Genomic DNA, 13,499 nt, shown 5'->3' with positions numbered 1-13,499 from the left:
GAAAAAAGTTTCAATTCGATGTCCAATAAATAGAAAAAAACCGCTTCACTGGTTTTAACCAGCTTGACGGTTTGTGTTCCCATTTATTCGTTTCTTGCCCTAAGCTGAAACAGACGCAGCCATTTCACCGAAGCTCCGATCAAAATCACCAGCGTGCAGAGCGCGATCGGAATCCAAACGTGCAAAAATTCATAGTCGTGCAGGAACCAGTCGATCATCTTCTCGTCTTTAACGAACATTTCGCCGGCCGTATACCCCAGTATACCTGCGCCTATGTAAACAAGAATCGGGAATTTATGCAGCAGCTCCATGACGAGTGTGCTTCCCCAAATAATGATCGGGATGCTGAGCCCAATACCCAAAATAATAACGGTGTTGTTGCCGTTCCCTTTGGCCGCGATCGCCAGAACATTGTCCAGACTCATGACGAAGTCCGCGACAATGATAGTCCAGATCGCTTTCCCGAGCGTCGAAGCTTCTTTCACATTCGTATGCCCGTCATCATCCGTCAACAGCTTGATTGCTATCCAGAACAGCAAGATGGAGCCCCCCGCTTGAATGAACGGAATGTCCAGCAAGCTTACCGCCACTAGCGTCAGCACAAGCCGCAGGGCGATGGCCCCGAACGCCCCCCACCAGACGGCCAGCTTGCGCTGTTCCAGCGGTAGGTTTTTGCTTGCCAAAGCAATCACAACCGCATTATCGCCGCTAAGCACAATATTGATCAACATAATTTGCAGGAACAAAATGAGCGCATCAATCATGCTTTACAACCTCCCGGTGCATGGCGAGCTGGTGAACAATCACCGACTGCTGGCGCCGGGAACGCATTTAGAAGAAATGCGGGTCCGGCACCTTGTTCAATTGTCCATGTACAATTTCGATCGTTTCCGTTTGCTCCACGGCTTTGCGAATCAAGTCTGGCAGAAAGTCCATACTGCCCTCGAGTCTTTCCACCATATTCAGGTTCGGATTCGTACTAGGGGAAGGAGGAAGAAACAACGAGCAGCAATCCTCGTACGGCAAAATAGAAATCGGAAATGTGCCGATCCGTTCGGCGATTCGGATAATCTCTTGCTTGTCCATCATCATGAGCGGCTGCAAAATCGGCAGAGACACGACGCGCCCGATCGCATTCAAGCTTGGCAGCGTTTGGCTGGCTACCTGACCCAGGCTTTCACCTGTCAGCAAAGCGCTCAGCCCCTCGCGTTCGGCGATCCCCTCGGCAATGCGGTACATCGCTCTGCGGATTAACGTTACTAATAAGTTATCCTTATAGAAACGGTGAATGGACGTCTGCACATCCGTAAAAGGCACGAGATGCAGCCGGATGGAATCGGTATAGCCCGCAAGCTGATGCGCCAATTCCAGCACTTTATCCTTGGCGCGTTCACTCGTATAAGGGTAACTGTGGAAATGAACGGCTTCCAGCGTAAGTCCCTTCCGCATGCCCAGCCAACCCGCCACCGGACTGTCGATTCCCCCGGAAAGCATCAGCAGCGCCTTGCCGCTGGTTCCCGCCGGGAAACCGCCGGCACATTCGATCACTTCGGCATACAGGAGCACCTGATCCTCGCGAATCTCGACACGAAGCTCCGTTTCAGGCTGCCGAACGTCAACCTTGAGGCCTGGCATCCCTTCGAGGACATAACCGCCTACGGCATAATTCATCTGCTGCGAATCCAGCGGAAACGATTTATTGACTCTGCGCACCGTCACTTTGAAAGTTGCCGGCTGTTTGGGGAGATGACGCATCAACCGCAGCGCCGTTTCTTTAATGGCCTCGACCTCCATCGCTGCATGGTAAGCCGGACTGAACGACGCAAGTCCAAACACGCGCTGCAAAGCCGCGGACGCTTCCTCGTATGGAGCACCCCCTAGCTCCACATATACGCGTCCATATTCCGGAATATACCTCAAATCGGGAAATGCTCCTAAAATTTTACGAATTTGCGCGATGACGCTGCGCTCAAAGCGCTTGCGATTTTTGCCTTTAAGCGTCAGCTCGCCGAAACGCAATATCAAACAATCCGGTTTCATATCTGCTTGCCCCTTCTTCCTGTCGTTTGGTCCATCATCGGTGACAGCTCGCTCACAACCGCTCTAAGCGCCGCCAAAAAGTTCGCTATATCCGCTTCCGTATGTTCGTCCGAATAGCTGACTCGCAGGCCGCTCACAGCCTGTTCGCGCGTGCAGCCCAAGGCCAGCATGACGGCGCTGGGATCAGATTCCTCGGAAGCGCAGGCTGATTTCGTTGAAATATACATCTGCCTTTGCTCCAAGGCATGCACGACAACCTCGGCTTTCATACCGGCAAAAGCAAAATGCACGATATGCGGCGCCATCTCTTCGTTCACTTCAGAGCCTGTCAGCGTAAGCTCGGGGATCGACCGGATGCCCTCCACCAGTTGGCCTCTAAGCTTGTATTTGTGCGCCACCTTCGCCTCAAGCCCCTGCATCGAGATTCGCAGCGCCTTCGCCATGCCGACGATGAGCGGCACATTTTCCGTACCGGAGCGCAGACCGCCCTCTTGGCCGCCGCCGAGCAGAAGCGGCTTCAGCTGCACGCCTTCTCTGCGGTACAGAAAACCCGCTCCCTTAGGACCGCGGAACTTATGCGCGGAAACGCTGCATAGGTCCACGCCCCACTCCTTCGGCGAGAAAGGCAGCTTCGCGGCGCCTTGGACGGCGTCCACATGGAACAACACCTTCGGATATTTGGCCAGCAAGGAGCCGATTGCCCTGATAGGCTGTATCGTTCCTACTTCGTTGTTAACATGCATCACGCTGACCAGAATCGTATCCTCGCTGAGCGCCGCCTCCAACGATTCAAGCTCTACGCGGCCCAGACGGTTGACCGGCAAATAAGTGACACGGAAGCCTTCCCGCTCCAACTGGCCGAACACCTCTTTCACCGAGGGATGCTCAATGCATGTCGTTATGAGGTGCTTGCCTCGGTTCTGGTAGCTGTAGGCCGCCCCCCGGATCGCCAAATTATTGCTTTCCGTCCCGCCGGACGTGCAAATAATATGAGCAGCTTTTACGCCGAGAGCCGCCGCGATAACCTCTTTCGCCCCGTCGAGGAGCCTTTCGGCCCCTACGCCAAGCCCGTGAATCGAGGAAGGGTTCCCATAATGGGTCTTCATAACTTCGGCTATCGTATCTATAACTTCTTCATAGGGCGGAGTCGTCGCCGCATAATCGAGATATAACATAACTGCGTTCATTCCCCTTTTTCTTTCATTAAAGCCTAAATAGATAACGGACTCAAGTTATCACTGTAACACAAAAAGCCGATTCCCGCATGATGCATGCGACAATCAGCTTAAGAGAGCTCCCTTTTACAGTGAAAATTTCACCTTATGACCTAACACCTGGGAGACATAGGCTTGCGTTTCCTTGGGCAGCAAATGCAGTTTGTTCGCTAAATCTTGATCGTTTCTAATCCCCAGCCGGTCAACACGTCCCGGTCCGGCATTATATGCGGCCAGCGCTACGCCTTCATTGCCGTTATACTTCTTGAGCAGGTTGCTTAAGAAATGCGTACCGGCATCCACATTCTGCTGAGGATCAAACGGATTCGTGACGCCGAACCCTCTGCCCGTACCGTCCATGAGCTGCATCAAACCTTTGGCGCCCGCCGGTGATACCGCTTGATGGTTGAAACTGGATTCTTGCTGAATAACCGCTTTCACCAGCGGAACAGCTACCCCATATTTGCTGCTGGCTTCTTGAATCAAACCGTCGAATTGCGAGGCTGCCGAAGCATGGCTCACCGATTGCAGCGGTGAATACGCCCGATTCAAAGCAGTCAAAGAGCTTGGGATCCTGTTCGCTGGATTCCCCGACAAAGATCCGTTATCATCGCCGGAGACGGAGGCTTGTCCCATTAGCGTGCTCAGCAAAGCGCTGAAGTCGCTGGAATCGTCGGTGCTCGAACTTTCGGCATTGCCGGCGAGCAGGCTTGTTTTGCCCATGATCTGAAGCTGCAGCAGCTCCTTCAATACTCTAGGATCAATGCTGTTCATACTGCTCGTGGTGTTGCTGTTCATCCGTCAAACCTCGTTTCCTTCAACTATTGTTGTTTTCATTGTACACGTTTTGTGCCCTCGCGACCATCCCAAATTTTCACTGCGGGGACGACACAAGAAAAGCTCGGCTCCTCCTAGAGAGCCAAGCCTCTGCCGAGAGTCCCGCCCATAGCGGGAATTTCTCCTGTTAAATGCAGCCTGGCGGATCTCGAAGGCTGAATAACAGGAATTCCTCCCGTTATTCAGCCCGCACTTGCAGCCTCTACGCGAAATGGGAATGAATTAACGGGAGGAATTCCCTTTATTCGTACAACTGGGCTAATTTTCTCGCGAATAACGGGAGAAATTCCAGTTACGGCCTGCGGCAGATCAAGAAAAGCTCGGCTCCCTCAACGAGAGAGCCCCGCCCCGCCGCAGTTTAAGAAAAACCGTCAGGGAATATCGACCTGACGGTCCGCTCTTATGCTTCTTCTCAAAATGTTCTTTAATCATCCGTACGGCTTCGTCCATGAACTCTTTCAACATTTTTCTATGCAGCAAAAAATCAGCCCTTCATCGATCGTAAATACCACATGTCGATGATTCACCTGGAATACATCCTCTGTTAGTAATCGGCTCCATTCTTCCGTTTCGGGGATCTCCGCAGCCACGAAATTACTGTACTTTTTTCACTACGTTAGGTCGAATATGTTCTTTATGCTTTTCTACAAAGGCATCCCAGTATCGATGCTCATCGAAAAATATTGGTTTCAGTAATTTAAATAAGGGGTAAGCTTCGCTCACCCCAAACCCAAAACATATAAATTCTTATATCTTGAAAAAAAAGACAGTCTATTCGACTGTCCCTCTTTCCGTTCAAGAAATATTTTGCTGCAAAATCTCGTCCTGTTCCGTCATTCTTCGGACGATGAGCCGTGAAATACGCAGATGATCCGTTTCCTCCACAATAAACAGGAACTCGTCGTTATAATTCACCTGTTGGTTCCTGCTCGGCGGTATCTCCGTCTGTGAGTAAATCCATCCGCCAATTGTATCGTAATCATCGGACTCAATATCGAGACCGAAATACTCATTAACTTCATCAATCAATAGTAACCCATCGATCGAGAATGTGTTTTCGTCCTTCATCTCAATCGTCGGACGCTCTTCATCGAACTCATCCTGAATTTCGCCAACGATTTCTTCCATGATGTCTTCCAGCGTAACCAGACCGGAAGTTCCGCCATATTCATCGATAAGCAGCGCCATCTGACTTTTTCTTTTTTGCATCATTTTGAGCAAATCGGCAATATGAATGGAATCCGGTACCGTCGTGATCGGACGGATAATTTTCTTAATTCCCTTCAAGTTAGCGTCAGGCTTCAACAAATCTTTGATATGGACGAATCCGATAATATTATCTTTATCCGGATCGCAGACCGGATAGCGCGTGCGCATCTCTTTGATGGCTATCGCCAAGTTTTCGGAATAAGACAACCCGGCATACAAGCATTCCATCTCAGTTCTGGGGATCATAATTTCTCTAGCTGTTGTCTCGGCGAATCCGAATATATTATCAACAAGCGTTAGCTCTGTGTTATCGATAAGTCCGTTTTTGTGACTTTCTTTCATGAGGACCCTGATCTCATCCTCGGTATGTGCGGATTCATGCTCCGTCGTTGGCTCAATACCCGCGCGGCGCAGCATCCAGTTGGAAATCCCGTTGAGCAACCAAATGAATGGATACATAATCTTGTAAAATAATACCATCGGTCCTGCGGAAAGCAATGTAATCTGTTCAGCTTTACGAATCGCATACGTTTTGGGGAACTGCTCACCCAATGTAATATGCAAAGTGGTCATCAATGAAAATGCGATAAGAAAGGTAATCGTGTGGAACACCGAATCTGGCAAATGCAGTGGAGCAAATAAAGGTTCTAAAATTCTTGCGAACGTCGGCTCCCCGACATAACCAAGTCCCAACGAAGTCAATGTAATCCCAAGCTGACATGCCCCTAAATATGCATCGAGATTATTCATAATCCCTTGTGCAAATTTAGCATTGCGGCGACCTTCTTCAACAAGCGAATCAATTCGACTACCTCTTACTTTGACCATCGCGAATTCAGCTGCGACGAAAAAACCATTCAACAAAACCAGCGCAAACATTAATATGAAGCTAATTAACGTTTCGGGCAAAGGATCTTCCAATACCTTACCTATCCCCTATGAAGCACGGCGGCCGCGCCAAGGAGAGTAGGTACACCTCCCTTAATTTTAAATTTAGATTTGAAATATCACTGTTTATTATATAATAATACTGTAATCATTCAAAGGTGCGAATATGACTCTTGAAGGTAAATAGTACGAGCAAACGGGAGGATAAGGTTAATAATTACGCCATAACGGGACTTTACCCGCGAATTATCCCTCTGAAACTCGAAAATCCCCGATTTTTTGTCCAAAAAGAAAAACAAGCCGATATCTCGGCTTGTTCTGCTGCTCCTTCAGGCATAAAAAGGAACCAATAAAAAATAGGCGGCTAAAGCGATAAAGCCTAGGACAACGGACCACGTTCCCAGTCCCTTGTTTCCCATAAAAAAGGCGATGATGCCCAGCACGATGCCCGATACGCCAAGAAGCACAGGCCATACGAAAAGCGAAGCCAAGGCTACGAACAATGCGATGTACCCTACCGCCTTATTGCGTGTAACAGCCTCTACAAGCTCATCGATCTCTTCATCGGGCACATCCGATTGAGCGACCTTCTCCGCATTCTTAGCCTTATACGGCTCGGCATAATTGATTCTCCGCGAGGGCGCCGTGATTTCTGCCGCATACTCCTCTTGATGGGTTACGCCGCTTTCCTTCTGAAACTGTTCCTTCTGGAATCGCGCTTTCGTCGATTTATCCAGACGGCCTCCATGCTGTCGCATCGCTACTGCTTCTTCTTTGCTTGGAAAGTGTGGCAGCAAGTATTCGCGGCTTTGCTCGCTGCATCTTGATGATCGGTATCAAATGATTCCCCTGCGAATTCCTCATTGTAGCTGGCATTGGCATGCTGATCGACTTCAATCATGATCGTTCCCGCGTTGCAGTTGTTCCCTTGCGTCCAATATTCGCAGTTAGCAACTGAACATTTTACATCCGGCATAGTTCATCACCTCATTAACAATTTGCCCGTGGGCAGGGTGAGCTATGCTCAGGAGAGGCTGTCAGATAGCACCAAGTACATCGCGTGAGACCACAGCAACGGCAGCGCGGGCTCTCCCCATTTGGCTATCCACTCCGGATAGGCTTCAGGAGCCCTTAGACTATCTGCCACTTGTTCGGGTAGACGACCAAGCGAATCCGCCTTGCTCGCGATCCAGTCCAAGCACCTCTGGGCTTCAGAACGATTGCCGAGCGCCTGCTGGTACCAACCGTACCAGGCTGTCAGGATCAGCCACTCGCCTCCCCCGTAATAGCGGTCTTCCACATATCGCTGAATGCCTTCGTGCTTCAAATCATTTTCGATGGTTTCCACCGTCTTGACCATCAACGGATCGTCTGCTTGACACACGCCGAAGGGGACGGCCAGCCAGATCAAGCTGGCGTCAACCCCGGTCAAGACGGGCTTCCACAGCTCATCGACGCATTGAATCGATTTGACGAAACGGCCGTCATGTACAGAATGGCGTAAGATGAAATCTTGAATCAGAGCAGCCTTCTCCAGAAGCGGCTGCCGTTCCTCAAGCTCTCCGAGCGCCCTTAAACCGCCATAAACGCAGGCAAGCGTCGCCGGATGAACATAATCCGGAAACTCCTCCCAACAATCGAAATTCGGGTAGTGCCAGAACGCCATCAAATAATCGACTGTAATTTCAATGCTTTCGCGCCACTTTGCCAGCAGGTCCCGATTGCCCGTCCGCTTCACATGTTCCGTTAGCCCCCATAGATAGGCACCGTAACCGTCCAGCTGAAAATGCCCCCACTCCGATACGTCATCCCGGCCATCCAGATGATAGCGCGTTCCTAGAAACTCGGAGCGGTCGATCCATTGTTTATGCTCATGCTTATGTAATAAGGAGTCCACTTGGGGGCGCTTATTCTTCAATACGCCTGCCACCCAATCGTAGAAAAGCTCAGCACTCGCCGGCTCGCCGGCTCGGTCCATACTGTTTGCGATGAACGTACCGTCCCGCAACCAGCTGTAAGCATACGGCGGAAATAGCGGCGATGCGATATACCCTCCGCGAGGATGCTGATTGCTTGTAATAATCGTTATGCTTCTCTGGATCAAGTCTTCATGCTGCATGTTCCATCTCCTTTTGAAAAGAAAAGAGATGCTGCTGAGAAGCGGCACCTCTTATATCTTTTGACATTATGCGTTACGTTTATACTTTCTCGCCTTGCATGCGGCGCTGCGTGATATAATCTGTTTCGTAGTAAGCCAGATCCTCACGAAGCTCTTCGAACACTTTGGAAAGCTCAATCGTCAAATCGCGCACTTCGCGTGAAGGTTTCTTGCGGAAACGGATGGCGTCTTGTCCTGTGTAAGCATAACGGCCATCTTCCGAATAACACTCATTCTTAGGATAGAAAAATGTATTAACGCAAGTATGATAAACTTCATATAATACTTTCTCTGAAAAGTCAACATTGAAAGTCGGACGGCGCAAGCTAACGCCCAGTTTCTCATAAGCCACTTCACAGAACACGAGCAAGTGGCGTGTATCTTGCAAATAACCACGGTAAAACTCATCCATAGCGGGATCATTTTCTACATTAAGTTGTGAAAGCGAATGTTGATTCAGAAACAACTCCATTTTGGCGGTTGTTTCTTTTAGTTTTGTACGAGTTGAATCACAAAGATTTTTGACATTAAAAACAGCCATGTTATGAAGACCTCCTCTAATTGCGCTATTCCTATCCTACCATAAATTAACCTGAAAAGGTATATGCAAAACTCCCGATTCCGTGCATAAAAGATTCCTAAGCTCCTCACTCTAATCAAAGATACTTCGTTTCGCAGCTAGATGGTGCGATACGATTTCAGAAGGAGGGCTATGCATGTGGCGTTATTTAACTTCTATTAGTCTAGTACTCGGCTTAGGCGTCGTGCTGTTTCCACATCACTCGAACAAAGAGAATCAACCCGGTCCGGAGGTATACAGCACCAAGTATGAAACGGATGCCAAGCTTACTCTGCTTCAGCAGGATGTTCAACTGACGGACGATTTGTGCCGAACTCAGTGCTCCGTTGATTATGCCAAAATGATAGCGCAAATCGAAGCAGGCGAATCTGCAGCCAAAGTTCTCACTGCAATGAAGGCCCAGCATGAGAAGATGGACGTATTGATCTGGTCCGGGAATCAGCAGAAGCTCGAACAAGGCGTCAAAGCAGGCGAAATACCTGCCGCTTACCGGGAGCAAGCCCGCACTTATCTGCAGGAAGCCAAAACCGCGGCCGGACAAGGCAAGCATTACCAATCCCCGAAATTCGGTGCCGCACAGCAGGTGTATTTCGTTCAAGGAATACCTTCCTCGGACGGTACCAGCTCACTCATCGGCGTCATTCATCAGGATATTTTGCATCAGGTCACGGACCATCAAATGAAAAATTTACGGCTCGAACCGTATCCGAATGAAAACCGTTGGAAAGTCGAATCCGTCGATACCGATACACTAAAGGACAAGGTCGTCGATCATCCCGAAGACAACCAAGGAACGAGCCATTACCATCAGAACGAGGTTGTCGTGAAGTTCAAACAGGATCCGTCGGACGCTCAGCTCACGCAAATCAAATCGGAAATCAAAGCCACCTCCGTCCAGAAGCTGGGGTACACCTATGTATTCCGCACGGAAGGCATGGAGGCCAAAGCATTGATGGCGTATTTCAAAAAATGGGATGTTGCCTATGTGGAGCCTCATTTCTTGTATCTAACGAACGGTTATTATGATGATCACGATGAAGATGAAACGGATGACGAGGATACGAGCGATTACCATAACGATCATGCGGATACGAATGGCGAAGCCGCCAGCATCGAACCGAACTTCATGCCGAACGATAATCTGTTCGGCAGGTACCAGTGGAATTTGCCTTTGATTGAAACCGTTCAGGGCTGGCAGTACAACCGCGGTGCCAAAGATGTCATCGTCGCGGTCGTTGACACCGGCGTCGATCTCCAGCATCCCGATCTCAAAGATCAATTGCTGTCCGGCTATAATGTCATCAGCGGTGATGATAAGCCGCAGGATGATGTGGGACACGGCACACACGTCACCGGGGTCATCTCAGCCCTCGTGAACAACCAGCTGGGCGTTGCCGGCATGACTTGGTATAATAAAGTGCTTCCAGTGAAGGTATTGGACCAGACCGGAGCCGGCAGCACATACTCCGTCGCTCAAGGCATCATCTGGGCTGCGGACCACGGTGCTAAAGTCATGAATCTAAGCTTGGGGAACTATGCGGATTCCGGCTTCCTCCACGATGCAATTAAATATGCGTATGATAAAGATGTGGCCTTAATCGCTGCTAGCGGTAACGACAACACGGAGCGACCGGGCTTCCCGGCTGCGTATCCCGAAGTGTTCGCCGTTGCAGCAAGCGACTCGAACAACAACAAAGCGCCATTTTCCAATTATGGCGACTATATCGATGTGACGGCGCCAGGTGTGAGCATCGCAAGCACATATCCGAACAATCAATACGCCGCTTTATCGGGTACCTCGATGGCCAGCCCGCATGTAACTGCCTTGGCCGCGTTAATTCGTTCGGCGAACCCGAAGCTGAAAAATACGGAAGTGTACCAAATTATGCGCGACACGGCCAAAGACCTCGGCGACCCAGGTCATGATAAGTATTTCGGCTACGGCCTGATCGATGTCGTCAAAGCCGTGCAGAAAGCCGAGGAGCAAGCGAGCATCGGGTTTGATTGGCCGCAAAAGTGGTTCCGTCAGATGAATCTTGTTTCGAAGAAATATGCCGGTATGGAATTGAATCGCTAAACCAAATAAGACCGCCTGCGCGTAGGTTGCTGAATAGGAGCATAACCTAATGCGTATGGCGGTCTCTTGTGGTCTCAAAACTATAATACCCGCATAGCCGAGGCCATGCGGGTAACCGACAGATATGGAAAGTTTGCCGTAAGCCGGGTTCTGTACTTCCAGTGGTCGTAACGGGCGTCTGTCCCCTGCCACCATTGAAGCGACAATCATCTATCTAGGCCATACATTGCTGCACAGCTCAAGCGACCAACCCGAACGCGTCTCAGGCGAAGACTGCCGTCTCGAAAACGGCTAGCGTTCCTCTAGGTCTTGCTCCAAGTGGGGTTTACCAGGATCTATGTCACCATAGAACCTCGTGGTCTCTTACACCACGGTTCCACCCTTGCCTGATCTCGCCCTGAGGCGAGCCATCGGCGGTCCATTTCTGTGGCACTATCCTTCAACTCGCGTTGACTGGACGTTATCCAGCACCCTGCCTTGTGGAGCCCGGACTTTCCTCTCGCTGCGGCTTACCCGCAGCCAGCGATTGTCTGTCAAACTTTCCGATGCATAGGCTAGTATACTAGGAATGCCTGCGAAATACAACTGCTGATCGTTTCCTTGCTTGGAAATCTCCGATAATGCTCATAGAGCCTCATGTTCTACAGGAACTGAAACGGCTCCGTATTCACTTCGGACGCCAGCACCTGCGTATCCGTTTTGGCTAATTGCGCGGCCAGATAGTCCGCCACGCCGCGCTTAATAATCTTCTCGACGTTGTGACCGACGTCGATCAACGTCAGCCCCGCCGCGAGCGCATCATGCGCGGTGTGGTAGTCGATGTCGCCGGTGACGAGCACATCGGCGCCGGCGAACATGGCGTGCCGCATATAGCGGCCGCCGGAGCCTCCTAGCACGGCCACCTTCCGGATGGGCCGTGCCAAATCGCCGACGACGCGCACGGCGGGCACGTCGAACGCACGCTTCGCGAGCTCCGTCAGCTCGCGGAGCGTCATAGGCGCGGGCAGCTTGCCGGCGCGCCCGAGGCCGAACACTCTACCCTTGAGATCCATCGGGTAGAGGTCGTAGGCCACCTCCTCATACGGGTGGGCCTTCAGCATGGCCTGAACCGCCTTGCGCTGCACGCTGGCGGTTACGATCGTCTCCACGCGTACTTCCTGTACGCGTTCGAGCTTGCCCGCTTCCCCGATATACGGGTGCGTTCCTTCCTGCGGCAGGAACGTCCCCGTTCCGGGGATGTTGAAGGAGCAGTGGCTGTACTGCCCGATCCACCCCGCTCCGGCGGTGAATAGGGCATCCAGCACAGCCTGATGATGCGTCTCGGGGACGAAGACGACGAGCTTTTGCAGCTTCTCCGTATGCACGTCCTCCAGATGCGTAAGCTCCGTCAAACCGAGCAACTCCGCCATCATATCGTTAATCCCGCCTTCCGCCACATCCAGATTGGTATGGGCGATATAGACGGCGATATCGTGCTTGATTAATTTCTCGTATAAGCGGCCGGCAGGCGTATCGGTTTGGAGATGGGCTAACGGTCTGAAAATGATCGCATGATGCGCAATAATAAGATTGGCCCCCAGGCGAATCGCTTCTTCCACCACGTCATCGGTAACGTCCAGAGCGACGAGAACCTTCGTAATCTCCTTCTGCAAAGAACCGAGCTGCAAGCCGATTTTATCATCAGGCATCGCATAATGCTTAGGCGCCAGCTGTTCGAACAGCTGAATTACGGTTTGACCTTTTGCAAACAAGCGAGTACCTCCTTTATTTCCCTAATTTCTCGAGCGATATTCTCCGCTTTGGCCGCGGATGCCTCCGCTGCGGAATGTTTCAGCTGACCTTCGATCATAGCCAGTTTATTCAGCTCGCTTGCCCATTTGGCAAACCACACTTCAGGGGCTTCCGTCATGAGATAAGGTCCCATCAGCAGCAAACGTTCTTTGCTGACATGAACGCCGCCAGGCAGCGTGCGGTCCGCATATAATTGTTCCTGCGAAGTCCCGCTGTCAGCAGAAACGCCTTTGGTCGCCGTCAAAATCTCATAGATTTTGCCATCCTCTTCCAGAATGGCTTCCGCATCCAGACGCCAGTCCTCGGCGAGCAGCCACCTGCGAACGTGATCTTCACCGACATTCGGCTGCAGAACAAGACGTTCTACGCCTTGCAGCTTCTCTTTGCCTGCTTCCAGAATGCTCGCAATCAAGCTGCCGCCCATACCGGCAATCGTGATGACATTCACTTCGCCCGGCTCGATCACCGCCAAGCCATCGCCGGATCTGACGCTAATCTTGGCTGACAATCCGCTCTCCAGTACTTGGCGCGTCGCCGCCTCGAAGGGCCCCGGGTTCACTTCACCCGCAACTGCGAACGCAATAACACCCTGCTGCGCCAAGTAAGTCGGCAGCAAGGCATGATCTGACCCGATGTCCGCCAATCTGGATCCAGGCGGTACCCGGTCGGCAATCATTTGCAATCTTTTCGATAATTTCACCATGT

The 13,499-nt window shown here is 51.1% G+C and carries 12 protein-coding genes, 1 other RNA gene and 1 pseudogene; 1 reads left to right on the top strand and 13 read right to left on the bottom strand.

The annotated features are described in order from the left end of the window. Positions 1 to 83: 83 nt before the first annotated feature. The 10 genes and pseudogenes from J2X61_RS09230 to J2X61_RS09190 all read right to left on the bottom strand — a co-directional run bounded on the left by J2X61_RS09230 (position 84) and on the right by J2X61_RS09190 (position 8,887). Positions 84 to 764, bottom strand: a complete 681-nt coding sequence (locus tag J2X61_RS09230) for a TerC family protein (RefSeq protein WP_274469354.1) — start codon at positions 762 to 764, stop codon at positions 84 to 86. A 67-nt stretch (positions 765 to 831) separates the two neighbouring features. Then, positions 832 to 2,040, bottom strand: coding sequence for a tRNA uracil 4-sulfurtransferase ThiI (gene thiI / locus J2X61_RS09225; RefSeq protein WP_310187492.1), 1,209 nt, complete (start codon positions 2,038 to 2,040; stop codon positions 832 to 834). Continuing rightward, positions 2,037 to 3,215 (bottom strand): cysteine desulfurase family protein, encoded by a 1,179-nt coding sequence (locus tag J2X61_RS09220; RefSeq protein WP_310187491.1) that lies wholly within the window; start codon positions 3,213 to 3,215, stop codon positions 2,037 to 2,039. Before J2X61_RS09220 ends, thiI begins: the two co-directional genes overlap by 4 nt. Before the next feature lie 126 nt (positions 3,216 to 3,341). Beyond that, the gene (locus tag J2X61_RS09215) at positions 3,342 to 4,052 is read right to left on the bottom strand and encodes a lytic transglycosylase domain-containing protein (RefSeq protein WP_310187490.1); all 711 of its coding nucleotides are present in this window, start codon (positions 4,050 to 4,052) and stop codon (positions 3,342 to 3,344) included. A 429-nt stretch (positions 4,053 to 4,481) separates the two neighbouring features. Then, positions 4,482 to 4,784, bottom strand: a pseudogene (locus J2X61_RS36570) (IS91 family transposase); the annotation flags it as partial. 102 nt (positions 4,785 to 4,886) lie between these two features. Beyond that, positions 4,887 to 6,179 (bottom strand): hemolysin family protein, encoded by a 1,293-nt coding sequence (locus J2X61_RS09210; RefSeq protein ID WP_274470855.1) that lies wholly within the window; start codon positions 6,177 to 6,179, stop codon positions 4,887 to 4,889. 338 nt (positions 6,180 to 6,517) lie between these two features. Then, positions 6,518 to 6,946, bottom strand: a complete 429-nt coding sequence (locus J2X61_RS09205) for a hypothetical protein (RefSeq protein ID WP_310187489.1) — start codon at positions 6,944 to 6,946, stop codon at positions 6,518 to 6,520. Between the two features lie 2 nt (positions 6,947 to 6,948). Next, a complete protein-coding gene (locus J2X61_RS09200) occupies positions 6,949 to 7,164 on the bottom strand; it encodes a DUF1540 domain-containing protein (RefSeq protein WP_274469359.1) in 216 nt (71 codons plus the stop codon). A 48-nt stretch (positions 7,165 to 7,212) separates the two neighbouring features. Continuing rightward, positions 7,213 to 8,307, bottom strand: coding sequence for a glycoside hydrolase family 15 protein (locus J2X61_RS09195; RefSeq protein WP_274469361.1), 1,095 nt, complete (start codon positions 8,305 to 8,307; stop codon positions 7,213 to 7,215). 79 nt (positions 8,308 to 8,386) lie between these two features. Next, positions 8,387 to 8,887 carry a YpuI family protein gene (locus J2X61_RS09190; RefSeq protein WP_274469362.1) on the bottom strand — a complete coding sequence of 167 codons (501 nt, stop codon included), beginning with the start codon at positions 8,885 to 8,887 and terminating at the stop codon, positions 8,387 to 8,389. A gap of 175 nt (positions 8,888 to 9,062) precedes the next feature. Between J2X61_RS09190 and J2X61_RS09185 the strand changes: the two genes are divergently transcribed. Beyond that, the gene (locus tag J2X61_RS09185) at positions 9,063 to 11,003 is read left to right on the top strand and encodes a S8 family peptidase (RefSeq protein WP_310187488.1); all 1,941 of its coding nucleotides are present in this window, start codon (positions 9,063 to 9,065) and stop codon (positions 11,001 to 11,003) included. 124 nt (positions 11,004 to 11,127) lie between these two features. Here J2X61_RS09185 and rnpB read toward each other — a convergent pair. The 3 genes from rnpB to J2X61_RS09170 all read right to left on the bottom strand — a co-directional run bounded on the left by rnpB (position 11,128) and on the right by J2X61_RS09170 (position 13,497). Beyond that, positions 11,128 to 11,545, bottom strand: an RNA gene (rnpB, locus tag J2X61_RS09180) — RNase P RNA component class A. Between the two features lie 99 nt (positions 11,546 to 11,644). Beyond that, positions 11,645 to 12,754 carry a Nif3-like dinuclear metal center hexameric protein gene (locus J2X61_RS09175; RefSeq protein WP_310187487.1) on the bottom strand — a complete coding sequence of 370 codons (1,110 nt, stop codon included), beginning with the start codon at positions 12,752 to 12,754 and terminating at the stop codon, positions 11,645 to 11,647. Further along, positions 12,730 to 13,497, bottom strand: coding sequence for a tRNA (adenine(22)-N(1))-methyltransferase (locus tag J2X61_RS09170; RefSeq protein WP_274469366.1), 768 nt, complete (start codon positions 13,495 to 13,497; stop codon positions 12,730 to 12,732). The genes J2X61_RS09175 and J2X61_RS09170 overlap by 25 nt, the downstream gene beginning before the upstream one ends. Between the last annotated feature and the right edge of the window lie 2 nt (positions 13,498 to 13,499).

Source organism: Bacillus sp. 3255 (assembly GCF_031456485.1).
In the GTDB taxonomy this organism is placed as follows: domain Bacteria; phylum Bacillota; class Bacilli; order Paenibacillales; family NBRC-103111; genus Paenibacillus_E.
This window is presented reverse-complemented; position numbering and strand designations above follow the sequence as displayed.

Coding starts and splice junctions, on each gene's coding strand:
- J2X61_RS09230 (WP_274469354.1), bottom strand. CDS start 764: ATGATTGATGCGCTCATTTTGTTCCTGCAAATTATGTTGATCAATATT.
- thiI (WP_310187492.1), bottom strand. CDS start 2,040: ATGAAACCGGATTGTTTGATATTGCGTTTCGGCGAGCTGACGCTTAAA.
- J2X61_RS09220 (WP_310187491.1), bottom strand. CDS start 3,215: ATGTTATATCTCGATTATGCGGCGACGACTCCGCCCTATGAAGAAGTT.
- J2X61_RS09215 (WP_310187490.1), bottom strand. CDS start 4,052: ATGAACAGCAACACCACGAGCAGTATGAACAGCATTGATCCTAGAGTA.
- J2X61_RS09210 (WP_274470855.1), bottom strand. CDS start 6,179: ATGTTTGCGCTGGTTTTGTTGAATGGTTTTTTCGTCGCAGCTGAATTC.
- J2X61_RS09205 (WP_310187489.1), bottom strand. CDS start 6,946: ATGCGACAGCATGGAGGCCGTCTGGATAAATCGACGAAAGCGCGATTC.
- J2X61_RS09200 (WP_274469359.1), bottom strand. CDS start 7,164: ATGCCGGATGTAAAATGTTCAGTTGCTAACTGCGAATATTGGACGCAA.
- J2X61_RS09195 (WP_274469361.1), bottom strand. CDS start 8,307: ATGCAGCATGAAGACTTGATCCAGAGAAGCATAACGATTATTACAAGC.
- J2X61_RS09190 (WP_274469362.1), bottom strand. CDS start 8,887: ATGGCTGTTTTTAATGTCAAAAATCTTTGTGATTCAACTCGTACAAAA.
- J2X61_RS09185 (WP_310187488.1), top strand. CDS start 9,063: ATGTGGCGTTATTTAACTTCTATTAGTCTAGTACTCGGCTTAGGCGTC.
- J2X61_RS09170 (WP_274469366.1), bottom strand. CDS start 13,497: ATGGTGAAATTATCGAAAAGATTGCAAATGATTGCCGACCGGGTACCG.